At 64.3% G+C, this 23,567-nt stretch carries 19 protein-coding genes and 2 pseudogenes; 7 read left to right on the top strand and 14 right to left on the bottom strand.

The window, feature by feature from the left end; translation table 11 throughout:
- The first annotated feature begins 37 nt into the window (after nt 1-37).
- Nucleotides 38-1,345 carry an LbetaH domain-containing protein gene (locus tag BUS42_RS21565; RefSeq protein WP_074309595.1) on the top strand — a complete coding sequence of 436 codons (1,308 nt, stop codon included), beginning with the start codon at nt 38-40 and terminating at the stop codon, nt 1,343-1,345.
- Nucleotides 1,346-1,396: 51 nt separating this feature from the next.
- Here BUS42_RS21565 and BUS42_RS21560 read toward each other — a convergent pair whose 3' ends face one another.
- Entirely contained in the window at nt 1,397-2,107 is a 711-nt protein-coding gene (locus BUS42_RS21560) for a metal-dependent hydrolase (RefSeq protein ID WP_074309593.1), read from the bottom strand.
- 250 nt (nt 2,108-2,357) lie between these two features.
- On the opposite strand from BUS42_RS21560, the gene BUS42_RS21555 reads away from it, so the two are divergent.
- Nucleotides 2,358-3,206: a DUF6065 family protein gene (locus tag BUS42_RS21555; protein WP_074309591.1), complete on the top strand. Its 849-nt coding sequence runs from the start codon at nt 2,358-2,360 to the stop codon at nt 3,204-3,206.
- Nucleotides 3,207-3,539: 333 nt separating this feature from the next.
- Here the strand turns inward: BUS42_RS21555 and BUS42_RS21550 are convergent, their stop codons facing one another.
- From BUS42_RS21550 to BUS42_RS21540, 3 genes are all read right to left on the bottom strand, one after another.
- The gene (locus BUS42_RS21550; RefSeq protein WP_074309589.1) at nt 3,540-4,142 is read right to left on the bottom strand and encodes a flavodoxin family protein; all 603 of its coding nucleotides are present in this window, start codon (nt 4,140-4,142) and stop codon (nt 3,540-3,542) included.
- A gap of 147 nt (nt 4,143-4,289) precedes the next feature.
- The gene (locus BUS42_RS21545) at nt 4,290-4,751 is read right to left on the bottom strand and encodes an SRPBCC family protein (RefSeq protein ID WP_074311324.1); all 462 of its coding nucleotides are present in this window, start codon (nt 4,749-4,751) and stop codon (nt 4,290-4,292) included.
- A gap of 470 nt (nt 4,752-5,221) precedes the next feature.
- Nucleotides 5,222-5,776 carry a hypothetical protein gene (locus BUS42_RS21540; protein WP_074309587.1) on the bottom strand — a complete coding sequence of 185 codons (555 nt, stop codon included), beginning with the start codon at nt 5,774-5,776 and terminating at the stop codon, nt 5,222-5,224.
- 501 nt (nt 5,777-6,277) lie between these two features.
- Between BUS42_RS21540 and BUS42_RS21535 the strand changes: the two genes are divergently transcribed.
- From BUS42_RS21535 to BUS42_RS21525, 3 genes and pseudogenes are all read left to right on the top strand, one after another.
- Complete coding sequence (locus BUS42_RS21535) at nt 6,278-6,781, top strand: hypothetical protein (protein WP_074309584.1); 504 nt, start codon at nt 6,278-6,280, stop codon at nt 6,779-6,781.
- A 468-nt stretch (nt 6,782-7,249) separates the two neighbouring features.
- Nucleotides 7,250-7,540 (top strand): ubiquitin carboxyl-terminal hydrolase 14, encoded by a 291-nt coding sequence (locus BUS42_RS21530; protein ID WP_074309582.1) that lies wholly within the window; start codon nt 7,250-7,252, stop codon nt 7,538-7,540.
- A gap of 337 nt (nt 7,541-7,877) precedes the next feature.
- Nucleotides 7,878-8,455: pseudogene (locus BUS42_RS21525) on the top strand (class I SAM-dependent methyltransferase).
- A 198-nt stretch (nt 8,456-8,653) separates the two neighbouring features.
- Here BUS42_RS21525 and BUS42_RS42050 read toward each other — a convergent pair.
- The 9 genes from BUS42_RS42050 to BUS42_RS21485 all read right to left on the bottom strand — a co-directional run bounded on the left by BUS42_RS42050 (nt 8,654) and on the right by BUS42_RS21485 (nt 17,672).
- A complete protein-coding gene (locus tag BUS42_RS42050; RefSeq protein WP_159452274.1) occupies nt 8,654-9,214 on the bottom strand; it encodes a CheB methylesterase domain-containing protein in 561 nt (186 codons plus the stop codon).
- Entirely contained in the window at nt 9,211-9,750 is a 540-nt protein-coding gene (locus BUS42_RS42045) for a response regulator (protein WP_083670414.1), read from the bottom strand. The genes BUS42_RS42050 and BUS42_RS42045 overlap by 4 nt, the downstream gene beginning before the upstream one ends.
- Nucleotides 9,737-10,177 carry a response regulator gene (locus BUS42_RS21515; protein ID WP_074309580.1) on the bottom strand — a complete coding sequence of 147 codons (441 nt, stop codon included), beginning with the start codon at nt 10,175-10,177 and terminating at the stop codon, nt 9,737-9,739. Before BUS42_RS21515 ends, BUS42_RS42045 begins: the two co-directional genes overlap by 14 nt.
- Nucleotides 10,178-10,229: 52 nt before the next feature.
- The gene (locus BUS42_RS21510; RefSeq protein WP_254053655.1) at nt 10,230-10,691 is read right to left on the bottom strand and encodes a chemotaxis protein CheD; all 462 of its coding nucleotides are present in this window, start codon (nt 10,689-10,691) and stop codon (nt 10,230-10,232) included.
- 54 nt (nt 10,692-10,745) lie between these two features.
- A complete protein-coding gene (locus tag BUS42_RS21505) occupies nt 10,746-11,393 on the bottom strand; it encodes a chemotaxis protein CheC (protein ID WP_074309576.1) in 648 nt (215 codons plus the stop codon).
- Between the two features lie 35 nt (nt 11,394-11,428).
- Nucleotides 11,429-13,792, bottom strand: a complete 2,364-nt coding sequence (locus BUS42_RS21500) for a chemotaxis protein CheA (RefSeq protein WP_074309573.1) — start codon at nt 13,790-13,792, stop codon at nt 11,429-11,431.
- Nucleotides 13,793-13,817: 25 nt separating this feature from the next.
- Nucleotides 13,818-14,684: a CheR family methyltransferase gene (locus BUS42_RS21495; RefSeq protein WP_254053654.1), complete on the bottom strand. Its 867-nt coding sequence runs from the start codon at nt 14,682-14,684 to the stop codon at nt 13,818-13,820.
- The gene (locus BUS42_RS21490; protein WP_254053653.1) at nt 14,681-17,107 is read right to left on the bottom strand and encodes a methyl-accepting chemotaxis protein; all 2,427 of its coding nucleotides are present in this window, start codon (nt 17,105-17,107) and stop codon (nt 14,681-14,683) included. The genes BUS42_RS21495 and BUS42_RS21490 overlap by 4 nt, the downstream gene beginning before the upstream one ends.
- Before the next feature lie 64 nt (nt 17,108-17,171).
- Complete coding sequence (locus BUS42_RS21485; RefSeq protein ID WP_074309569.1) at nt 17,172-17,672, bottom strand: chemotaxis protein CheW; 501 nt, start codon at nt 17,670-17,672, stop codon at nt 17,172-17,174.
- 833 nt (nt 17,673-18,505) lie between these two features.
- Here BUS42_RS21485 and BUS42_RS46615 point away from each other — a divergent pair.
- Nucleotides 18,506-18,916: pseudogene (locus BUS42_RS46615) on the top strand (RNA polymerase sigma factor); the annotation flags it as partial.
- Nucleotides 18,917-18,953: 37 nt separating this feature from the next.
- On the top strand, nt 18,954-19,061 hold the full coding sequence (locus BUS42_RS46610; protein WP_410001717.1) for a hypothetical protein: 108 nt from the start codon (nt 18,954-18,956) through the stop codon (nt 19,059-19,061).
- Nucleotides 19,062-21,741: 2,680 nt separating this feature from the next.
- On the opposite strand, the gene BUS42_RS21470 is transcribed toward BUS42_RS46610, so the two are convergent.
- Nucleotides 21,742-22,779, bottom strand: a complete 1,038-nt coding sequence (locus BUS42_RS21470) for a DUF1559 family PulG-like putative transporter (protein ID WP_074309566.1) — start codon at nt 22,777-22,779, stop codon at nt 21,742-21,744.
- Between the last annotated feature and the right edge of the window lie 788 nt (nt 22,780-23,567).

Here is a 23,567-nt window from a genome sequence, read left to right as displayed (position 1 = left end):
GCGACGGAACGTAGCTTTTCGCCCTCAGAGCGAGTCCATGGAGGGACGGCTCCTTTTGAGCACGATCCCGCCGGTGGATAATCGACATCCTTACCTTCGTCCTCTCGGCGTCCCGGCGGTCCGGCCCAACACACCGGTCCTCCCCTTCGGCGCCACCAAGGTGGCCTCGTTCATCGACCCGACGGTCGGGATCGTCAACGGCCGGCACGTCATCGTCGGCAACAAGACGTTCATCGGTCCTTATGCGAAGCTGAACTCGACCTCCGGGTTCATCAAGATCGGCACCGGTTCGAGCATCCTCGACGGCGCCACGATCCAGAGCAATCCAACCCGTGCCAAGAACCCGACGACCTCGATCCTGATCGGCAACTTCGTGTCGGTCGGCTTCGGCGCCACGGTCATCGGGCCGAGCCAGATCGGCGCCTTCGGCGCCCAGAGCAAGCCGACCGGGATCGGAGCGAACGCACTGATCGACTCCGCCACGATCGAGCCGGGCGCGATTGTGGGGACGTTGGCTCGGGTCGGGCCAGGCGTGACCGTCCCCGCGGGTATCTACGTCCTGCCGGGCGCGAACGTCACGACCAACGCCGAGGCCTCCGACCCCGCTCTCGGCAAAGTCGCCCCGATCACCGCGACCGAGGCCTCGGATCTGTCCAAGAACCTCGCGAACAACACGGCACTGGCCGCCGGCTACGCCGCGCTCTTCCAGGGCGATTCCTCAACCGGAACCACCAATATCTTCACGCCGGCCAGAAAAGGGGTCTTCAACGGCAACCTCTCCGCCGTCGAAGGGGCGGGCAACGAGCCTGGTTCCGCGAACGGTCCCAGCTTCGAGCCCACCAGCCCGACCGGCCCGACGTTCCAGGCTCCCCTGGGACAGCAGCAACCCGGCCTGATCTCGAACTTCCGCGCTCGGGTCACCGGCGAAGTGGTCTTCCATCAGCAGGCCGCCATCGTCGCGCATAGTCTCGGGATCGGCAACTCGATTCGGGCCGACCAAGGGCAGCCGTTCGTCTTCGGCTCGACATTCACGTCCGGTGATTACGTCGTGATTAACTCCCCGTTGGGGAGTAACGTGGCCAGCACCGGCAGCGGAATCACGATCTACGACGGCGTGCAAGCGGGGGACCGCTCAGTGATCCTGGGTGGGCCCGGAGCCAAGGTCAGCATCGGTGGCAACGTGATCATCGGAGCGGGGGCGGTGCTCGACCGCTCGACGATCGGCGCAGGCGCGTCGATCGGTGCCCGCGCCTACGTCGCCAACTCGACGATCGCCGACGGCACGGTCGTCCCCACCGGAGCGATCATCATCAACAACAAGCTCGTCGGCTCGATCCAGTGGTGATCGACGTCTGAGCGAACGGCAGCCACTTCGCGCAGGCCGGCCTCCCTCGCCTCAGCCAGGCCTGCGCGTAATGTCGAACCACTGGCCGGGCTCGATCTCGACCGGCTCGGCCTGAGTCTCCCGGCGCACCCGATCGGCCCACGCCTTACCGTCCTGCGCGATCGCATCAAACGTATTGAAATGGATTGGCAGGACCGATTTCGGGGCGATCATCGTCACGGCCCGAAGCGCGTCGTCCGGGCCCATCGTGTAATAGTCGCCGATCGGCAAGATCGCCAGGTCGATCCCCTCTTCACCGATCAGTCGCATGTCGCTGAACAGGGCCGTATCCGCCGCGTCGTAGACCTTGGTGCCGTCGGGGAAGGTGATCAGGAACCCGGCCGGATTGCCACCATAGGTGCCGTCGGGCAAGACCGAGCCGTGGAAGGCGATGGTCAGCTTCACCCGGGCAATCCCCTCGAACAGGCGACCGCCGCCGTGCTGCATGCCGTGCACGTCGATGAGTCCGCGATCGGGCTCCTTGAGCCATTCCCCAATCTCGTAGTTGGTCACGACCGGCGCTCCGGTCCGCTTGGCAATCGCCACGGCATCGCCAATGTGGTCGCCATGGCCGTGCGAGACCAAGATCAGGTCGGCCGGGACCGTGTCCGCCGCGTCCGCCGCCTTGGGGTTGCCGGTCAGGAACGGGTCGACCAAGACGTGCCGCCCATCGCTCTCGAACAACAGGCACGAATGCCCCAACCATCGCACGCGTGTCGACATGACGCTGTTCCTTCGATTGAGTTGTCGGGGAGCCGCTCCGGCGATCCTCGAACCAAGGCCGAGACCATCGCTCCCCTGGCGGCCGTTCGCCAAAATCAGAACAGGACGGCGCCCCCCTGACAACCCCAGCCTACCCGGCCGGTCCCCGGCCCGCGCGTTGGGATTGATGCGGGTTCCCTGAGCGACTATCTTCGCCTCGAGGAGTCTCCCTTCGGGTTTATCCCGTGGTTCGCGTTCGAGGGCTGCCCCCATGAGTTCCGAGACTGAGCCCGACGACGCCACGTCCGCTTCTCCGACGTGCCCGCGCTGCCGTGAGCTGGAGGAACGCGTGGCCACGCTCGAGCGCCAACTCGCGGAGGCGAACCAAAACCAGGCCCGCGACCCCGGCCCCTTGGAGTTGAAGGCTCTCAAGATCAAGGACGGAAGCTGGCTCGATGGTTGGCGGCTCCGCCCCTCCCCGGCGCGTCGGCACTGGATGGACGGACGCCCCTATTCGTACCAGTGCCTGCCCATGGTCATGGCCAACCAGTGGGGCTGGCAGGTCCTCTGCCCGACCGACGTCCGGGTAACCTGGAACGGCTCCCCCGAGTCGTCGGGCCTCCGGGTCGAAGTCGAGCCCCCTTATCAGGTCGCGATCAAGAGCCAGTTCGGGCTCGGGATCGTCACGTTCTCGCTCCCTTGGCTGTTCCGGACCTCGCCCGGCTGGGACCTCTACGTCAAGGGCCCGGGCAACCGCTGGAAACCGAACTGCGCCCCATTGGAAGGGGTGATCGAGACCTGGTGGCTCAACTACACGTTCACCATGAACTGGAAGCTGATCGAGCCCGGCACCGTCGAGTTCGCCAAGGGGGAGAGCCTCTGCCAGCTCGTCCCGGTTCCCCACGGCACGTTCGCCGGCGCCTCGGCCGCCGAGTCCCTGCTGGCCGAAACCGAGCCCAAAGCCCATGCCGAGCTGCTCCACTGGCTGAGCGAACGGCGACGACTCGCCCGCGAACCCGACTCCCTCGTTCGGTTCTACCGCAAAGCCGAAGGGGTCGACGACCACCTGGCCAAGGCCCACGTCCCCCCGTTCGCGCCCCCGCGGGGGGACCCCTCCTAAGCAGGTGGCCCTGGCCTTTCTCTACATTGAATGATATCAACGACCCGCCATAGAGCTAAGAATTACCCTCGTTCCCACGGTCCTCCGTGGGAATGCCGTCCCCGACGCTCTGCGTCGTCTGGCCCTCGAAAGCCGAGGACGCAGAGCGTCCCAGCTGCATTCCCACGGGGGACCGTGGGAACGAGTCGCGAGAGGCTTCCTAGCCCAGGATCGGGTCGTTGAATGATATGCAAACCCTGGGTGCCCCGGCGGCCTTCTGCATCACGGCGGTCACCCATCAAAAAACAAAGAAAATACAGACACGACCACTAATCAATGCCGATGAGGCACAACTTATTCGGCCTTGCCCCTGACAAGTTGTCGCGTCACCTGAGCCACTCGCTCTCCCAGGTGACGTGCGGTTGCCAGATCCGCTTCAGGCGGCGCGACATCAGGTCCTTGATCGATATTCGACTGCGCCCCCGCGCCCAGGAAAAACCCGAGCCGGTTCAGGTCGGTTTCCGAGCCCATCGACGAATTATTGGCAGGCGGCAGGCCCAGGTTAACCCAGTGCATTCCGTGTTGGGCGGCGAACAATGCGATCTGGATCAGGGTGGCCAACTTGTCCCCGGAGCGGGATCCTGAGTTGCTGAATCCCGCCGCGATCTTGTCCTTCCACTTGAAGCCCGCGGCCATAACCTTGTTCGAGGTCGCATCCTGAAAGGCTTTAAACTGCGCCGAAGGTCCGCCCATGTAGGTCGGTGCACCAAAGATGATAGCGTCCGCCCCCTCCAAATCCTCCCAGGTCGTGTCGCCGCCCTCGACAGGGATCAACTGTGATTCGACGCCCGCAACGGCTGCAGCACCCGCAGCAACAGCCTGGGCCTGCTTGGCCGTATGGCCATAGCCGCTATGAAAGACGATGGCGACCCGGATCTTCGACTGTGCATGTGACATTTTGTATGGCTCACAAGAGAATTTCAACAGAACATGACGACCCGGCACCGCTTCGTGATCTGCGGATGCACCTTGCGGGGTCGGACCGCCCCCCAGTGAGGCTGTTGACGAGATGGGGATGTCGTGTTGGCCTCGCCCCCCCGATTCTCAAAGCCCTTTGGGCCAACGGCGGGTTTCGACAAGCGATTCGCCTGTTTCAAGGAGGCTCTTGAGGCTGGCCAACAGATGCGGCCATCCGTTCGACAGGGTTTTGACAAGCTTCGAATCGGGTTGGTCAATCTCGTGGACGACGGTGAGCTTGACCGACTCGCCCTGCGGCTCGAGTTCAAAGGTGACGCGTGAATCGCCTTCGGCACGCAGCTCGGGATTGAACTCCGCACGCCACGACAGGACCAGTCGCCGCTGGGACTCGACTTCGAGGACTTCGCCACTGTGGCCAACTCGCCCGTCGGGAATCATCAACCGCCACGCTGCGCCAGGATTCCACTCGGATTCGTGCCATGTCTCGAACCAGTATTGGCGCGTGAATTCAGGGTCGAGGAGCGCCCGCCACAGTTTTTCCGGTGTCGTGCGAATGTAGGTAACATACACAAATCGTGAATCAGCCATCAGTTCCACCTTCCCGCGTTCGCTTGAGGCCGGCCAGGGCACAAAGATCCAGGTGTTGGCAAAGTTGCCCCAGTGTTTGCCCGGCCTCCGCGTGCAAACGGTCGAGCAACAATCGGCGAGTGCCTTGAACACGGAGTCCACGCCTACGACCTCGCCTCATTATGCAACCAAACGGTTGCATGTCAAGAGTGATCGGCTTGTGGAGTTCGGTTCATGACTTGGCATCGCCTCTTGTTGTCCCCGAGAGAATTGGCCGCAATCCGCCTTCGCAGCCGAGGATGCCGGCGAAAAAAGTGGGCTTGCGATCGCCAGGCAGCCTGCGGCGCGGAGCCTCTCCCACCGACGTCGAACGAGGAGGCCGGAGCCTGCCCGTACGGCCGAGGCCTTAGACCGAAATCTCCATCGCCACCGAACCTACCGGGCCTCCTCACGGATCTGCCTGGCGTGAGTGACGCCTTGCAACGGGACCATTACCGGCGCCCGCCCCGGATCCGGTCGAGTTCGGCAATGATCTCCGACGGCTCGCGACTGAGGACCGCTTCGGAAATGTCGTGAGTCGACGCACCGGGGAAGTTCGCGGCCTTCTCGTGGCCCGGCGCTCGGCTGACGTCGGCCAGGATGTTCAGGAGCTCCTGAAAATGAACGGGGGACTCACAAGGGTGACGGATGAAGTGGATGTCATAATAGTCGCCGTTGGGCTGATGCCCTCGAATCGTCACCGCGTACCGGAGATCTTGCAGATTCCGACGTTCGAGATAGCGCCGCAAGTCGGATGGGTCCCGTACGACTGAGGACTGGGGACTCGCCAATTCCCTGATCGATTCAGGCAGCCACAGATGAATCACCTCGGAACGTACGATGGTGCCCGAATTCGCGGGGACCTCGTCGTACTCGTCCCCCTGAGTCGGTGGGGCCGGATGGAGGCTCACCCAGACCAACCCGGCGCTCACCAGGACGAGCAGGATGGCCACTCCGATCGACTCGTCCCGGACCGGGGAGAGGCGTCGGAGCCAGCGGAAGGCCATATTCCTTACTCCTCGAACCGAGGCTTCGGCCATCGTCGGGCGGGGCCGTGCGGAATTCTTGCGGACGTCGGATGATTGGGTCATGGCAAGGAATCAACGAGGCCGCTGGGTTTGGAATGATCCCTATTTCTTGGACCGCGCAACTCGCCTTTGACGAGACATCACGGGCGACACTTTTCACGCGGGCCGTTTCGAGAGCCTCGGCATTCGCATTCATCGGGTTCGGAGGATGATTCTCGGAATCGTTGTCTCGTGCGGACGAGAGAACGCGGTTCCATTCTTAAGATGAATGCGCGCAACGCAATAGGATGGCAGCCATCGGTTTGACTGACCGCTGATGCAACTCGTCGCGAGTTCAACCACGAGCGACTTGAACGAGTTGAGAGACTTCACCAGGCAGCAGGTCGGCCGAGTCACAACCCCTTCCTCATCCCGGTAGACTGTTTTCAGACTCGATATCGAGTATCAGGCCCGGCCGGCGAGGGAAGAAGGGAGTCAGCCATGGCAACGGTAAAGGTGGACCTCAGCGGACTCGACGCCTACTGGATCAAGGCTTGCAAACGGGCGGTCACGGATCTGAATGTTCTGTTCAAGAAGTCAGACATCAACGTCGTCCTCGCCTTGGGGAGTTCGACGGGGCCAACCATCACGGTGACGACCGATTCCACCATCAGCGGCACCGCGGTGCATGGCCGGACCGCGGCCACGACCAGCGACTCGGGCCAGTTGCAGAGTGCCGAGGTCAAATTGCCGGTGGAAGTCCGCATCAATACGCCGGGTGGCCTGCGGGGCGCCGGGCTCGGTGTTCTCGAAGTGATCGCCGCCCACGAGTTCGTCCACGCGCTCGGGCAGGTGAAGCACAACTCGCACCTGATGGCCCAGACCTGGACCAAGCTGTCGGGCGATACCCCAGCCGGCGACAAGTTACAGGAGGGCGGCCTCTCGATGCCGCCGCTCGCCCTCGCTCCCGAGTCGGTCGAGAAGTTGAAGGCGATCTGGGGCTGAACGGGTGTGGCTTCCAGATAGGTGATGAGGCCAGTCCGTTGGTTGGCGGTGGCCAAACACATTTAAATCCAATCACAAATTGGCTTTATTGACAAGTATCGCCCGCCCGTCGAACACAGCCACTTTGTCCGAAGCGGATCGGGGAGAATGGTTTCGACGGCCGGGCGACGCAGCGCCTTCCGAAAGGGCAATTGACGCAGAACGTTCCCCTAAAACAACTTGCAGCCCACCCTCCAGCAGGGATCGTGCATTGGCATCGCCGTTGCGTTGGCTCCTCTCCAAAAGGGTTACCAACCCGTGGCTCCAACATCCATGGAGAGCATTAAGCCTGGCAAACAATAGCCTCCATGGGACCGAAGTAGCTCGAGATGCAAGTAGGCCACAAAGGGCAGGATGCCCGCCGGCTCCACAAATTGATTGCAAATATGCCTATACACAAAATTCCATATTCTCCCCAGGACACCCGTAATGCAATGCGAACATGAGATCGGTCTCCACCCGGTTGCCGCCCGCACGCCGGCAGGGTGTGAAGAGTGCCTGAAAACGGGCTCGCCCTGGGTCCACCTGCGGCTCTGCCTAACCTGCGGCCACGTCGGCTGCTGTGACAGTTCGCCAGGCCGCCACGCCACGAAACACTCGCACCACACGCAACACCCCGTGGTGGCCTCGTTCGAGCCGGGCGAGCGGTGGGCCTGGTGCTACGTTGATCAGACGGAAGTGGACGTGCCGGAGCAGGTCTTGCCGTACTTGCGGGACTGAGGCAGGCTTTGGGCTTCGGTGGAGGTCGAGCCATGTCCGAGTCTAACTTGCACGCCGTCGCCTTCCCCTTGCTCGACGAAGCCCAGATCGCCCGGCTGGGACACTGCGCCGGGGCATCTCTCACGACGTACCGGGACGGGCAATGAAGGGAATGTAAGTTGGGCAACCGAAGGGAGTTCCATCGCCAGCGTCCCCGATTGCAGGCCAACCCACGGTGGACGTTCACCCGGTCAGGCGATAAGTTCAAGATGCTGTGAATCAATCCCGGAAACAACCCAAGCACTCACTGGGAATTGCATCTGGGGTTTCTCCGGCACTTCAATGAGGAGTGATCGCGGTGAAAGGGCGTGAAAGCGGAATGCCTGACGAGGATTTCTGGGGGACTTTCTTCGATCCTCTCTGCATCCTCGAAAAGCTTGGCTGCGCGGAATCCCGCAGGGGACTCGTCGAGTTTGGATGCGGGTTTGGCCACTTCACCGTGCCGGCAGCCCAGCTCGCCCGAGGAGAGGTTTTCGCCATCGACATCGACCCGGCGATGGTGGCGACGACCATCGAGAAAGTGCAATCGGCGGGTCTCACGAACGTCACTGTGGAGCAGAGAGACTTTGTCGAGGCGGGTTGTGGTCGACCGGATACGAGCACCGATCATGTCATGCTCTTCAACATCCTCCAATCGAAGACCCGGCCAAGTTGCTATCCGAGGCTCATCGCGTCCTGATTCCTGGCGGGAAGGTGAGCATCATCCACTGGCGATCCGATATCGAGACTCCTCGCGGCCCATCCCTTGCCATCCGCCCGCGTCCCGAGCAGTGCCTTGATTGGAGCGAGCAGGCGGGATTACGATTCGTGCGTTCCGAACCGCTTTCCTGCTGCTCTTACCATTACGGCCTGATTCTCGAACGGCCAATCACATAAGTAAGTCCGCCAGCAATCCTCTCCAGCCAAGAAAAGGTAGATGGCCCGGCCCCGTTCAAGGAACCGGAAAACTGGGGACGGAGGGAACATTGACTCGGGTTAAGTACTCGGCAGGGCGCCGCCGGATCGTGCCTGACGAGTTCGGCCAATCAGCATAACCCGCCATCATTGATCTCTGCGTGCTTCTTTCGAAGAAACTTATCCCCCCCCTCGGGCAAGCCGTTGGATGAGGGCCGGGAGGTCGCCGAGGGCGAACTGGGACTGGACGGCCCGCTCCTGAAATGCGGCCTTGTTCATACCATAAACAACCGACGTCAGCTCGTCCTGACCGAAGGTTTGGCCGCTGGCGTCGAGGATTTTCTTGCAGCCCTCGACGCCGTCACGGCCCATGCCGGTCATGATGATCCCGATGGCCGCCGCCCCGTAGACTCGCGAGCCCGACTGGAAGAGCATATCGACGGAGGGCTTGTGCCCGCTGACCAGCGGCCCGTCGGTGAGGGTGACGCGGACGTTGGGGGGGGATCCGGTCAGGGTCATGTGACGGCCACCGGGCGCGATCAGGATGGCGCCGGGGAGGACGCGGTCGCCCTGTTCGGCCTCTTTCACGGGCACGGAAGAGTGGCGGGCGAGCCGCTCGGCGAAGACGTACGTGAACTTGGCCGGCATGTGCTGGACGATCAAGACCGGCGGGATCGGCGGTGTCAACCCGGGAAGGACCTGGGCGAGCGCCTGGGGGCCTCCGGTCGAGATCCCGATCAAAATGCAAGAGGTAATCGGTCCCTCGCCCACCGAGGCGGCGGGCGTGGAAGCAGGGTCGCGTGAGGCAGGGGGGACTGCACCCGGCGAGCCGGCACCTCGTGGTCCCGAGGGGGTCGGACGCGGCTCTTCGCGGCGGAGAGGACCTTGGAGATCAACAGGTCGCGCGAGTCCTTCAGACCGGCCACCTGGTGGCGATCGGGCTTGGGGAGGAAATCGACGGCCCCCAGCTCGAGCGCCGTCAGGGTGACTTCGGCCCCCTCCTGCGTCAAGGCGCTGACCATGACGACCGGGACCGGGTGCGTCTTCAGAAGTGCGGGGAGCACTTCCAGGCCCGACATGCCCGGCATCTCGACGTCGAGGGTCACCACGTCGGGCCTGAGCCGTTCGGCCAATTCGAGGGCCTCCGCGCCGTCGCGGGCGGAGCCGACGAGCTCGATCGCAGGGGACGACCGGAGCAAGTCGCCGAGCAGCTTCCGCATCAGGGCGGAGTCGTCAACGATCAGGACCCGGACCGGGCGCGGCTCAGAGGTGTCCACCGTCGACCTCGGTACCTGGGGAAGGGGTGTCGATCCGGAGCAGGGGGTCTGCCGACACCGGCGCGTCGCGTGACTTGACCTTGTTCAGGAGGCTGATGACCCGGTCGCGATCGAACGGTTTGACGATGAAGTCGATCGCACCGTCGCGGATCGATTCCATGAGGGTCTGCTTCTGGTCCAAGGCGGTGACCATCACGACCTGGGCCCCTGGGTCGGCGGCCCGGATCTGGCGGAGCGCCTCCAGACCGCCCAGCTTCGGCATCACGACGTCCATCGTGACGAGGTCGGGGCGGAGCCTCGCGTAAAGCTCGACGGCTTCGGTGCCGTCGCGTGCCTCACCCGCGACCTCCCAGCCGGCCTCGGCGGCGACGGCACAGATCATCTTACGCATCAGGAGGGCGTCGTCGACGACCAGCAGGCGTTTCATCGTCCCTCCGCGGATAAGGTCGAGTCGAATCGGGTCGGCTCTCGATTGAGATTTAGATCTGGTAGTCTGCGCCGCCGGGAATCCTGATAGAGACAATGCCGGAGAGCGTGTCGAACGTCAAGCGACGCCCGGTGTCCCCGCCGATGTCGCGTGCGACGACGGGGATGCCCAAGTCGGCCAGGATCAATGCGACCGCATCGTTGTTCATTCGGCCGATGTTGGTCGCCGCGCCGGTCTGAAACATGCTTGCTCCCCCCGCGACCTTGGCCGTGAGCCGCCCCCGGGAGGTCCGACCGAGCTTGCGCTCGAGGTCGGCGATCAGGGCCGGTATCGCCGTGTCGGCGAACTTGCCGGGGTGGTCAGCCGCCCCCCGCGAGTCGGGCAGCACGACGTGCGCTACGCCACCGACCCGGGCCACCCGGTCGTAGAGGACCACCCCCGCGCACGAGCCGAGCAGCGTCCTGATCTGCACGGGAGCGGCCCCGACCGCCCACCGGCCAATCGGTACCGACACGATCTCCACGGAGTCTGAGGACTCTGGCGACGGCAAGACCGACCTCCTCATAGCTTACCGAGATGCGGAGTCCGCCAGTGACGAAGACAGCGTGCGCAACGCCTCGCCACTCGGCACGAAGAGTAACGACCAGCGGAGCTCGGCCCCGTCGGCGCTGAACCGGCTCTTGACCAGGAGCAGGCTGTCGGCCTCCATGGCCTGGTCCATCAGGGCGAACTCGATCAGGCTCGCCGCAAATTCATGGCGGAACGTAGGGGGCGAAGGGAGCAAAGGCGCTTCGAGCCCGGGGGAACCGGCGAGCGGGAGATGGGCCGCCAGCGAGTTGAGATATGCGCATCCCACGATATTGGCCGTTTCGCACGCCGCCGACTGCTCGAGCTCGCCCCAGGTCGTCGACGTCCCCAGGGGCCGCCGCAACAACATGTCGGCCAGGGCCATGCCCGCGCGGTCCTCAAACACCAACAGGAGCTGGCCGGTCAGCCGGCCGGTCAGGTCCATCGAGCACGAGGCGACCAACTGGTCGGCCGGCCCAAGAAGCACGGCCGCGTCCGCCAGCTCGACTTCGTCGACCTCGTTCACGTCCAGCTGGACGTCGCGACCGAGCCACCGCGAGAGAGCGCCCGAAGCGTCATCAGCGCCCCGCTCAAAGACCAGGGTCAGCAGCCGTCTCTGGGATTCCGTCAGCGATTGGCCCACCAGCATCCGCCTCCGTTGCTCGCGTAATCGGGTCGACGGGCTCAGCCGACGGGCTCAGCCGTGCCGGTCATGACCATGTCGAGCATGGCGTCGATGTCAAGGATGAGCGAGACCCGACCGTTTCCCAGGATACTCGCGCCCGAGAGTCCCGGAACCGGCTGGAAGTTCCGTTCCAAGGATTTCAGCACCGCCTCCTGCATCCCGATCAGGTCGTCGACAACGAGCCCGGCCGTCGCCTCCCCGTTCGAGACCACGGCGACCGTGAGCTTCTTCGCGGCCCTCTCCACGGCTTCGCAGGCGGCTGGGACATCATCGCCGGCGCGAAAGGCGTCGTCGAGCGTCAGCAGCGAGATCACCCGGCCCCGGAGCCCGATCGTCGGTTTGCCATGAATCCGGTAGACCTCGTCGGAACGCACCTCGACGATCTCGTCGAGGTGGTCGAGCGGGATGGCGAAGGTCTCGCCCTTGATCCGGGTCAGGAGGACGGGCAAGATCGCCAGGGTCAGCGGGAGCCGGATCGAGAAGGTGGTCCCCTGACCGGGCTCGGAGCGAACGTCGACGGTGCCGTTCAGGTTTTCGATCCGGCTCTTCACGATGTCCATACCGACGCCCCGGCCGGAGATCTCGGTGATCGTCTCGGCCGTGCTCAGGCCGGGATGCCAGATGAACTGGATGAGCTGGTGCTCGGTGAGCCGCCGCGACTCGTCCTCGTCGAGCAAACCGTTGGACACCGCCTTGCGGCGGACGCGCTCGCCGTCGATCCCACGCCCGTCGTCGCTCACGGTGATGACGATGCTGTTGCCCCGGTGGGAGGCGGCGAGCGAAACGGTCCCCGCCCTGGGTTTGCCCGCGCGCTCCCGCTGGTCGGGAGGTTCGAGGCCATGGTCGACCGAGTTGCGGACCATGTGGATCAGGGGGTCGGCCAGCTCGTCGACCATCCGCTTGTCGAGCTCGGTCATCTCGCCTTCGATCTTGAGCACCACCTCCTTGTCCGACGACAGGCGCAGGTCGCGGATCACGCGATGGAAGCGGTCGAAGAGCGGCCCGATCGGAACCATCCGGGTTTCCAAAACCCCGCGCTGGATGCCGTCGGAGACGCGGGCCAGATGGTGGATCGCCTCGGCCATCGCGTTGAGCCGCTCGCGGCCCTGGCGGATAATGTCGAGCTCGTCCTGGATGTCCCGGAAGTTCTCGCGGAGCCGGCGGAACTGCGACGCCCAACGCTCGGTCGAGCCGTCCCCGGCCGCTTGCAGGCCCTCCAGCCCCCGGGCGATGCTGTCGAGCCGGTCCGAAGTGTCGGAAGCGAGCAACTGCGCGTTCGAACCCCGGAAGAGCTCTTCCAGGCCCCGCGAGATCTCGATGAACCGGGCCTTGCTGATCACGAGCTCGCCGGCCAGGTTCATGAGCTGGTCGAGCCGGTCGACATCAACCCGGACCGTCTCGGTCACCTTGGGACGTTTGTCGCCCGCCGCGGCCTGCGGCTCAGCCGTCGGGAGGGGCGACGGCGCCGGGGTCGGCGTCACAACGATCTGCGCGGAGGGCTCGACCGGCGTGAGGTCGGTTGGTTCCGGGGCGGGTAGGGGGGTGGGAGCAGGGGTGAAATTCCGCGGCCCGCCCGGGTCGGGTCGCGGTCCGGTCTCGATCCGGATCTCGGAGACACCGTCGACGTCGGCCAGGGCATACAACTCCTCGATGTCGCACTCGGCGGCGAGCTTGATCGTGAACTCCGTGAGCGACTCCGCCTCTTCGAGTTGCTCGACGGCCGGGTCGGTCGCGATCACGCGTGCCTTCGCCGACAACCGGTTCAGCACGAGCTTGGCCTTCATGTCGGGCCAGCGCAAGTTCGGCTCGAAGAGCAGAGTCAGGCTGATAACCTGCTGGGACTCCAAAGGCAGATCCGGCTCCGGCCGGGCGTCCGGGATGGATTCGTGAGCAGGGTCGGGCACAGCCTCGATCTCGGGCTCGGACACGGACACGGACGGCTCGGGACGTGGTTCGACCCCGGAATCCTCGGACGGAAGCCCGAGGCGTTCGATGACCAAGTCGGTGAGGCCGGAGAGGTCGACGCTGCTCTCGCCCTTGGCGCGAAGCTCGGCATGGTACTCGCGCAGGGCGTCGAGGCAGCGAAAGAAGAGGTCGAGCGAGGGCCGGTCGAGCGCGCGACCGTGGGCGCGGAGCTGCTCGAAGAACGACTCCAGGTGGTGGGCCAGCTCCTTCACCTGGGCGAACCCCATCACGCTCGCGGCGCCCTTGATGCTGTGGACCATCCGGAACGCTTCGCGGAGCGCCTTCTCGTCGGCGGGCGATCGCTCGAGCTGGAGCAGCAGGTCTCCGAGCTCGACGATCTGCTCGTCGGTCTCATCGAGATACAAGGGCATCAGGTCCGCCAGATCGAACCCCGACATGGACGCTCACCCCGATCATTATGGGTCAGGCCGGCTTCTGGTAGAGCCATGACTTGTGCTTGGTCAACGCGCCGAGCATGCCGTAGATCCCCTCCGAGGGGCCGACCACAAGGTAGCCCCCCTTCGCCAGTGCGGCCAGCAAGTGTTGCACGACCGTCTTCTTTGAATCCGCATCAAAGTAGATCAAAACATTCTTGATAAAGATACAGTCGAACGGCGGTTCGTTCAGCGGCTCGAGCAGGTTGTGCAGCCTGAACGAAGTGGCGGCCTTCACCTCCCGGCCGAGGGTCCACGTCCGGGCGACGGGGTCGTGGGTGAAGTGAACGCGACGCTCCTCATCGCCGACCAGATGAACCGCCCGGTCGTCGTACACACCGGCGCGGGCGGCCTCGAGGACAGCGCCACTGAGGTCGGTCCCCAGGAGCGTGAGCTTCCAGCCGGTGAGCTCAGGCCGATGACTGACGACCTTCAGCGCGATCGAATAGAGCTCCTCGCCGGTGCTGCTCGCCGCCGACCAGACCCGCAAGCTCCGAGGGCGCTTCCGGAGCCTGGCCCGCTCGATGACCTCGGGGAGGAACGTCTGGTCGAACCACTCGTAATGATGGGGGTCACGGTAAAAGTAGGTTTCGTTGGTCGTCATCACGTCGACGAACAGCGGCATCTCACCGGCCCCCGCGGCCGAGCTCAAGAAGTTGAGGTAGGCCGAAAAGGAGCTGATCCCCGTGGCCCTCAGCCGCTTCCGCACCCGGGTCGCCACCATCACCCGCTTGGTCCCCGGGATCCGGATGCCGGCGACCCGGTAGATCAGCTTGCAGAAGCGGTCGTACTCCCCCTCGGTCAGCTCGCCGCCCGTCCCGGTCATCGCGTGTTGCCCCTCCGTGTCGTCGGTCAAACCTTGAACCCGGAGATCACGCCCTTGAGCGAGGCGGCCTGAGCCCCCAGCTCCTCGGCGCTGGCGGACAGTTCCTCGGAGCTGGAAGCGTTGGTCTCGGTGATCGACGAGACGTCCTGGATCGCCTTGCTGACCTCGGCGGCCGACTCCGACTGTTCCTGAGTGGCCTGGGCGATCTTGGCGATGCTCCCCGCGGTCTCCTCGACCCCCTTGACGATCGTGGCGAGGGACTGGCCGGCCTTCTCCGAGAGCTGGGCGCCGTCGGCGACCCGCCGGGTCGACTCCTTGATCAGTGCCGTGATCTCCTTGGCGGCGGCCCGGGACCGCTCCGCCAGCTTCCGGACCTCGTCGGCCACGACGGCAAACCCGAGCCCGTGCTCGCCCGCCCGCGCCGCCTCGATCGCGGCATTGAGGGCAAGCAGGTTCGTCTGGCTGGCGATCTCGCTGATGACCTGAATGATGTCGCTGACCTGCTCGCTCGACTTGCGGATCAGGACCATCGCTTCGATCGCCTGGTCGACCGACTCGCCCCCTTGCTTGGCGAGCTGGGAGGTCCGCACGGCCAGCTCGCGGGCGGAACCGGCGTTCTGGTTGATCTCGAGGATCGCCTTGCTCAGGTGGTCGATCGAGGCCGACATCTGCTCGACCGTCGCCGCCTGGTTCTGCGACGACTCGCTCAGGTAGTTGGCGCTCTCGGCGACCACCCGCGACCCCTCCGCAAACTGGCCCGCCGACTCGATCACCTCGCCGATGACGTGCTTCAGGTCGGCGGTCATCTTGCCCAGGGCCTCGCCGAGCCGCCCCATGTCGTCCGCCCCGCGAACCCCCACCTCGACCGACAGGTCGCCCTGCGCGGCGGCCTGCGCCACCTTCATGAGCTGATTGACCTTCACTTCGAGGTCCCGCTTGGCCTCCTCGCTCTGGGCCCGTTGCTCGGCGCGTTCCAGGGCGGTGGAGACAAGCTGGGCCACGCTCCGGAGCGCCTCGAGCCGGGCCTCCGAGAACTGCTGCCGCTTCTCGGCCATGAAGTCCATCGTGCCGACGACTTTCCCGTTGAGCTGGATCGGCAGCGCCAGGGCCGAGGTGATCCCGGCCCGCCGCGCGATCGGGGCCCGGCAGCAGTCGGACAGTTCGCCGAGGTCGTCGACGTAGAACAAGTCGCGCCGGGTCCAGGCCCGCCCGATCAGCCCCTCGCCTTCGTGGAACTTCGCACTCCTGGACACGCGGCGGAACTCCTCGTCCACCGAACCCGATTCGGTCATGAACCCGAGAACATTCGCTGTCGTGTCGAGCCGCCAGTACGAGCCGTACGACCAGCCGAACGCCTTGCGAACGACTTCAAGTGCCGACGTAATCATTTCTTCGGCGGTCAGGGCCCGCCCGAGCGCCAGCAGGACCTGGTTCACGGCATTGGTGTTTTCGGCCGACGCGGTTGCGCGGGCCTCGGCCTCGTGCTTCTCGGTGACGATCTCCCAGGTGAGCATCGGGCCAAGGTACTGGCCGTCCTCGTCCAGGATCGCCGTCACCAGCAGGTCGAGGTATTCCGGACCGAGCCGGATCACGGCCTGGCGTGGCAGGTTCTTCGGGTCGGCCAGGATCCGCCGCTGGTACTCGGGGTTCTTGTGGAAGAGGTCGATTGACTGGCCGATCATCTGGTCGGCCTTGATCGGCAGGTACGCCTCCAGGCGTTTCAGAGTGCGCTGGGACGCCGGGTTCATGTACTGGATCCGCAGCTCGCGGTCGGTGTACATGACATTCAAGGGGGCGTTCTCGATCATCCGGAAGACCCGGGTCAGCTCTTGCTGCTTGCCGAGCTGCGTCATCTTGTCGGAGGCGAGGCGGGCGAGCACCCGCAAGACCTCGAGGCGGGTCGGCGTCATCTCCAACGTCCCAGCCGCGAAGAAGTCCATGGTCCCGACCACGCGGCCGTCCAGCACGATCGGGAAGCAGACACCCGACCGGATCCCCGCGCGGCGGGCTATCGGAGCGCGACAGCAGTCGGCCAGCTCGCCCAGGTCGGCGACATGGACCAGGTCGCGCTGCTTCCAGGCGCGACCGTTCAGCCCTTCGCCTTCACGGAACTTGGCCGAGCGCGTCACCCGGTGGAATTCGGCGTCAACCTCGCCCGAATCGGCCGAAAAGACGAGGCTGTTCTGCTCCGGGTCGACCACCCAGTACGAGGCATAGACCCACCCCAGCCGATCGCGGACCAGGTCGAGTGTCGCGCGGATGATCTCCGCGGCCGTATGCGCCCGGATGACCGCGTTGAGCGTATCGATCATCGCGCGGGTATCGGCCGCCGCCTGGTCGGCGACCTGCCGCGAGTCGTCGGCCGCCGAGCGTTCGACGAGTTCGAGTTCGGGCTCGACCGACGGCTCGAATCGGGACGGTCGCCGGGGACCGTTCGTCAAGCGCCGCTTCATCCGTACCGGTCGCCGGGATCGGGGGTCGGGGTCGATCATGGAGTTGTCCAAGGGTTGAGATCGATCAGGCGACGGGGTCGAGGTCGTGGGGGTCGAACAGCTTGTCAATATCAAGGATGATCAAGAGCCGATCTTCGAGTCGGGCGAGCCCCGAGATATAGCGGCGGGCGATCGCGGTCACCGCGATCGGCACCGGCTGAATCTGGTCGGCGGTGACCTTCATGACCTGCGTCACCTCGTCGACGATGAGCCCGACCGTCTTGCCGTGACTGTTGACGACGACAGTCCTGGTCTCGTCGTCGAACTCACGCGTGAGGAGGCCGAACCGCTTCCTCAGACTGACGATCGGGATCACGGTCCCGCGCAGGTTGATCAGCCCCTCGATCGAGTCGGGCGCCCTGGGAAGGCGTGTGATCGGCTTCATCAGAATGATCTCTTGGATCGTCCTGATCGCGATCGCGTAATCCTCGCCGTCGAGGCGGAACCCGATCAACTGGCTGACCGTCTGGTCCGGCCGCTGCGAATCGCGGTCGGCCGAACTGGTTGGCCGCGTGGCAGACGACATGAGCCGAGTCCCGGAGGAAGAATCGCAAAGATCAAACGATCGACGAAGCCGTCATGACACCGCTTCGAAACGCCCCGATGCACTCGCCACCGGCCGGCACCAAAGACCTGCCTTGGGGTCGAGGAGCATGGGCCTACGACCGCACCAGGCGCAGTCGCCCAGGGCACGGTGACGAGAACGGATTCTCGCCCCACTTTAACTATTATACCACGGAGAATGATCACGCAAGAAACAGACGGCTAGAATTCCGGGCTCATCAGACCCGGGTTTTACCCGTCTCGAGGAGGCTCCTGAGACGGCCCAGGGTCATCGGCCATCCCGTCGACCCGAGCGCGAACAAAGCTCATTTCAACGCCTTGGGCCATGGCAGAGCGCCACATCCTGGCCGATACCGCCCCATCCACGCCCTGAAGTCGGCCATCGACGAACACGATGCCCGCGATATCGAACTTTCGATGAAGGGCTGTTCTCCCTGCTGGAATTGGATGCCAGGGCGATGCCCTGGATCGCCGCCTGCCTGCCACGCGACGAATCAACCCACATCCAACTGACCAACGCCGCCTGGTTTACCTGGCCGAACGCGACCATATTCGCAGTCTGTTCACGCTCAACCGTCGAAATTTTTCGATCATCCGCCTCAGCGGGATCGTCCGCCACGGCTGATCTCAAAGCTCCGATCAGCTCTGAGCGAGTTCCGCCCGATCCAAACCGGTGCTCTGGTCGCCGGCCCGAGAGAGCGTCGACCGGTCGCCCGACGTGAATTCCCGGGATTCCGGTCGCATTTCACCGGCCGGGCGCCTCTCTCTCATTGGGGACGACACCGAAGGTGAGGGATGCCCATGCAGACGGACGCCGAGATCGTATTGGCTGTGCTCCGCGGTGACCGGGAGGCGTTCGCCGCGCTCGTCGCGCGGCACGAGCGTGCAGTCTGGGCGACGGCCTGGCGCATCCTGAGAGACAACCATACCGCGGCCGACGCAGGGCAGGAGGCGTTCCTCCAGGCGTTCCACCGACTCGGCGACCTCCGCCGACCGGAACAATTCGGGGTCTGGCTGCTGCGGATCGCCCGCCGCGAGTCGCTCCGGCTAGCGCGGCGGCGGGCGCGTGACCCAAGTCGGTCGCTCGACGAGTCCGGTACCGAGCCGCCCCAGGAGCACAACCGAGCCAACGGCCCGGCGACCCGGCTCTCGGCCGACTCCGAAGACCTGCTGGCAGCCGTAACCAGGCTCCCGGAGCACGAGCGGCTTGTCGTCGTTGCTCCGCTACCTCAACGGACACTCCGTGGCCGAGGTCGCCGCGGCGCTGGGGCGGCCCGTCGGCACCGTGACGAAACAGCTCTCCCGCGCGATCGAACGGCTGAAGATCAGGACCAAGGGGGTGATTGGATGACGACTCCAGACGACTTGGACGACCGCCTGGCCCGGCTCCGCGCGGAGTGGCCGGTCGGCTCAATGGTGGACGATGTGATGGCCCGGATCGGCCCGGCCACCCCCCGAAGCGTCCGACGGCGGGCCCGGCTGGTTGCGGGGCTGGCGGCGGCGGGACTGATCGCCGCGATCGGGCTGGCTTGGGTGATCGTCGTGAGTCAGCCGAGAACACTCCTGGCAGCCGTGCAGGACGGCCTCGAGCGGGCGCGGTCGGCACACCTGGTGATCACCTTCTGGGACAACCACGGCGTGGCGCGTCCGGTCGAGGAAATCTGGTATCGCCAGGCCGAGGGAATCCGCGTCGAGGAGTCTGATCGAGTCATCGTCGAGGACGGAAAAACCCAGTGGTCGTGGCGGACCGACCCGAGCCCAGGAGGCGGCGAACTCGTCGTGCTCCGCCAGCGCAGCCCGGGATTCTTCACGACGGGGCTCATCTCGTTGCTCGCTCTGCCAGACATCCCGGGCAACTGGGCACGGGGCCGGACACCAAACCTGGATCGCAAGATCAACGGCCAGGCATGCCGGGGCTTCACTCTCTCGCTGGCCGACCTCGACCGCAACACGCCACCAGGGGCACGACCCGTCGATCCGACCCCGTTCCGCGGCCTCGTCCTGGCCGATGCAGACGGGCGGATCCACGAGATTACCATCCAGCATCGCCGTGACGACGGAACCTGGAAGCGGGAACGCGAGATTCGCATTGAGTACGACGTTCCCGTCCCCGCCGAGAAGATCGCGGCCCGGTTCCCCGCGGGCGCGCGGGTGGTCGACTGCGATGAGGCCTTCAAGAGCCGTTTCCCGCTCGACCAGGCGCTCCACCGGGTCGAGCAGGGCGGGCTGATCCTGGCGGTCCACGACCTCCAGCCCTTGAAGGACCGCGAGGGGTACTTCGTCGTCTCGTCGGTGCGCGGGACGCCGCAGTTCCTCAAGGCGTACCCTCCGCACCAGCGACGGCTCAACACCGAGTTGGTTCTGCTCGACGTGGCCTACCAGGAGATGGGGAATCGAATGTGGGGTGCCAAGTACGACCTCATCGTCCTGGGCAGCGCGACGCGGGACGGCGTCGAAAATTCCTGGTGGATCATCGTCCCCCGCCGGTTCTTTCAGGTCAAGGACGGCAAGCGAGTGTACCTGCCCGAGAGCGACGAGTCGTTCATGCCCGGCGAGCCCGGCCGCCTCGACGACGTGCCGGGCAAGGCACGGGTGCCGCTGTCGGCGACCTACTATGACCGGAAGCACCGCGATGCCAACGGCGCACAACAGGGCGTCTCGACCTGGGCCGTGGTACCAGTGCCGCCCAACCGCCCGCCGACGACGCTGGAAGACGTCGCCACCCGCACCCGCCGCGACCTGCTCGTGATGGGCCTCGGCTACTACGCCGGTGGTCTGAAGGGCGTCGCCGCCGATACCAAGGACGATCATCCTAGCAGCCGGGGCATTTCCACCTTCGCTGCCGATGCGATTTCCGACGCCGACTTCGTGGCCGCAGTGCGTCGGGGTCTCGAAGACCTGCGCCAGCTCGACGAGGTTCACGATCCCGGCCCCGAGGACATGCTCCCGCCGTTGGGACGGGACAGCCCGAAGCACTGAGAGATCCACTCGTCAAGCCTACACGGTCGGGACGAATCCGGCCCGACCGTGTGCGTCCGGCCGATATACAGTCCGACCCCGCAAACCTCCCGGCGCGAGCGAGGCGAGCAGCGGCCCGGGCTTTCACTGGAGCCTGACGGCCTTGGCAGAGCGCTCGGGGCGGAAATGACACTGGTTCTGACGACACGGTCAAGGCTCACGCCATTAGGGCCAGGGCATAACGATCGAGCGCGAAGAGTCGGACAAGGCCCCTTTCCAGCGGTTTACCCACGAGTCGCTCACGTCCTTATCGCTGGGGCTCCGACTCCGGGGCGAAAGCCAACCGACCGGGGTCACAGACCCCAGCCACAGAGAACGCTCAGAACATGCGGTTCGGTCTCCATGATCCGTGCGCCATCCGACGGTAAACCGCTGTAAGATGCCGGCTCACCCTCGGGCGAGGACGCGGCGACGGGCGGTCCGGAAGCCTCTTAATACTGCGTCCCGAAGCGAACTATCGCCGTTTACACTAACGCAAAGCTTCGGTTCCGTGGCAACAAGCACCGCAATTCCATTAAAATTTTCTCACATCCCAATTCAACAAAAACTATGAAAACTTAGCAGGAAGGGCATGGCTTGAAAATAAGCCAATTCGACCATCTCAGAGACTATTACTGGCAGTCAGAAAAGTAATGTTCGCATTTTGCAGCCCCGGAGAGGCGACCGTTCATAGCCAGGGACGCAATCTCATGGAGAGTGTTCGATGCATTTATTCTATGCAACCCCGAAGGGGCGACCGTCAGAGCCGGCCCACGCGTTTAACGGTCGCCCTTCGGGCTGCAACGGCCCCGCTAACCGACTTCACAGTCCGTAGGATCCGCGATTGCGGATCCTACGGAACGCCATCGATCCTGACTGCGGATCGGTCCTCAAATGCTGATAAAACCATCACGGGTTCGGCGAAGCGTTCCGTTTCCTGGGACCGTGGGTAACCTGCCCGCGGTTCCAGGAGAAGCGAAAGACGAGAAGGCCCATCGAAATTCGATGGGCCTCCGCGATCATGACTTCGTGCCTCAATACGCGTCGGCGCTGATGACCTCGCCTGCGTTGATCGAGTTGAGGGCGATCCACGTCGTGTAGTTGATCGTATTCTTGATGAACCGTACCGATCCATCTCCCAGCAGCGAATTCACGCCGCCGGAGTGACGGCTCCGCGCGCCGGCATACGCATCGCTGTCGCCGCCACTCGGAGTGCACATGAGTTGCTGGACGGGTTCACTGAAGCAAAACAGGTCCTTGGATCCGTGCAAGTAGTCACCGTCGTAAGTTACGATCCCCAAGGGGTCCTTGACGGAATTGGGGGTGAGTCGTGACATGAAAATGGAGCCTCCCGCAACGCAGGACCACATCGCACCGCGGATGTCGTAGGTCGAGCCCTGGAGGACTTCACTGGCGAACACCGTGTTGCTGGTCCCGTCCCCGATCGAAGCCAGGGTGGTATTCCCGTCGTGGCCGAAGGCCGAACGCAAGTATTGCGGGATGAGGGCCGATTTGAGGGCCGCCCCCCAATTCGTATTGCCCCAACTTGCGGCATAATTCCCTTTGGTAAGAACGACTCCATTCACCTGTGCAATACCGGCAGCCGGGTTGACCTGAAACGTGTTCTGACGGTCACTCGGGCACTGGAACGACGAAATCTTGGTGGCTGAGACGGTGGAATTGGCAACAAACCCATCGAATGGTCCGCCTGACCACCCTTCCGCTCCCAGGCTGAAGTTAAACGAATTCGCCAGGTTCCCTTGTTCGATCTGGGTCAACATCAAAGTGAACCAGGTCGTGTTCGGGGTCCCCGCGAAGACCGAGGGAACGTCGGTCGCGGGTTTCCCCGGCCTCGGCGCCCAGATCCGGCCTGGGGGGAGCGTGTTGTGGGTGGAGATGTAGTTGTGCATCGCCAGGCCGAGTTGCTTCAGATTGTTGACGCACTGGGCGCGACGCGCGGCCTCGCGTGCCGCCTGGACGGCGGGAAGGAGCAAGGCAATAAGAACAGCGATGATTGCAATCACGACCAGCAGTTCGATGAGCGTGAAGGCCGAGCGGTGGGACCGACTCATTAACTTCTCCTTGCTCAAAACGTCGAGCAAAAGGGAAACGGGCCTCGGGCCGGTGTAGGGACCGGCTCGCCAATCCATGAGATCGAAACAGGAGCAGGGAGATGTATGGCAGCGATCGAACTCAGAGTAATCCACGAGGATTGTAGTGAAAACCCCCTTGTCCACCGAATGGTGATTTAAAGGAACAAGCCTTCACACTACAGGACAAGCCTAATTTCACGTTTCATCCAGCCCCCGAGCGCCGGCACCGGCCACGGCCACGCACGATGAGCGGTCCACGACCCCACTCGCCGCGCGGGAATTTCCCGGGCGTGCACGCATCCAAACGCCCTAGCCGGTTGCGATCAGGCTGAGGACGCCCGACGCCGCAACCACGCGTTATTTCGGAATCAATAAGCGTTATTCCGATCGTCGATCGGCGGCGGCGCTCCGTTGAGCTGAGCGCATCCGTCGCGAACCGTTCTTCCCGGTCGGCCGGGTTAAGAACGGTTGCGACCGATGAACGTAATTTCAGACCAGTTCGTTCTCGATCTCGCGAGCGGCTTGCTCGCCGGCGCGAATGGCGCCCTCGAGGTAACCGACCCAGTCTTTGGCGAGGTCGGAGGAAGCCTACCAGACGCGTCCGAACCGAGGCATACTGTTGCCGCCGAGCGCGGGGCCCAACGGCTTCCAGAAGCCTGGGCTAAAGTAACATCCATGGCCGGAGCGGATGAACGGTTCGGCAGGCCAGTTCAAATCGAAATAATCGATCGGTTCCAGCGCCTCCTTGCCGTAAACGGTCGACCACT

This window comes from Singulisphaera sp. GP187, assembly GCF_900129635.1.
In the GTDB taxonomy this organism is placed as follows: domain Bacteria; phylum Planctomycetota; class Planctomycetia; order Isosphaerales; family Isosphaeraceae; genus Singulisphaera.
Note: the sequence above shows the minus strand (reverse complement) of the source record. Positions and strands in the feature narration are given on the sequence as shown.

Excerpts from the sequence above, each read along its gene's own strand:
- BUS42_RS21565 (WP_074309595.1), top strand. The coding sequence starts at position 38 with ATGGAGGGACGGCTCCTTTTGAGCACGATCCCGCCGGTGGATAATCGA.
- BUS42_RS21560 (WP_074309593.1), bottom strand. The coding sequence starts at position 2,107 with ATGTCGACACGCGTGCGATGGTTGGGGCATTCGTGCCTGTTGTTCGAG.
- BUS42_RS21555 (WP_074309591.1), top strand. The coding sequence starts at position 2,358 with ATGAGTTCCGAGACTGAGCCCGACGACGCCACGTCCGCTTCTCCGACG.
- BUS42_RS21550 (WP_074309589.1), bottom strand. The coding sequence starts at position 4,142 with ATGTCACATGCACAGTCGAAGATCCGGGTCGCCATCGTCTTTCATAGC.
- BUS42_RS21545 (WP_074311324.1), bottom strand. The coding sequence starts at position 4,751 with ATGGCTGATTCACGATTTGTGTATGTTACCTACATTCGCACGACACCG.
- BUS42_RS21540 (WP_074309587.1), bottom strand. The coding sequence starts at position 5,776 with ATGGCCTTCCGCTGGCTCCGACGCCTCTCCCCGGTCCGGGACGAGTCG.
- BUS42_RS21535 (WP_074309584.1), top strand. The coding sequence starts at position 6,278 with ATGGCAACGGTAAAGGTGGACCTCAGCGGACTCGACGCCTACTGGATC.
- BUS42_RS21530 (WP_074309582.1), top strand. The coding sequence starts at position 7,250 with ATGCAATGCGAACATGAGATCGGTCTCCACCCGGTTGCCGCCCGCACG.
- BUS42_RS21515 (WP_074309580.1), bottom strand. The coding sequence starts at position 10,177 with ATGAAACGCCTGCTGGTCGTCGACGACGCCCTCCTGATGCGTAAGATG.
- BUS42_RS21505 (WP_074309576.1), bottom strand. The coding sequence starts at position 11,393 with ATGCTGGTGGGCCAATCGCTGACGGAATCCCAGAGACGGCTGCTGACC.
- BUS42_RS21500 (WP_074309573.1), bottom strand. The coding sequence starts at position 13,792 with ATGTCGGGGTTCGATCTGGCGGACCTGATGCCCTTGTATCTCGATGAG.
- BUS42_RS21490 (WP_254053653.1), bottom strand. The coding sequence starts at position 17,107 with ATGAAGCGGCGCTTGACGAACGGTCCCCGGCGACCGTCCCGATTCGAG.
- BUS42_RS21485 (WP_074309569.1), bottom strand. The coding sequence starts at position 17,672 with ATGTCGTCTGCCACGCGGCCAACCAGTTCGGCCGACCGCGATTCGCAG.
- BUS42_RS21470 (WP_074309566.1), bottom strand. The coding sequence starts at position 22,779 with ATGAGTCGGTCCCACCGCTCGGCCTTCACGCTCATCGAACTGCTGGTC.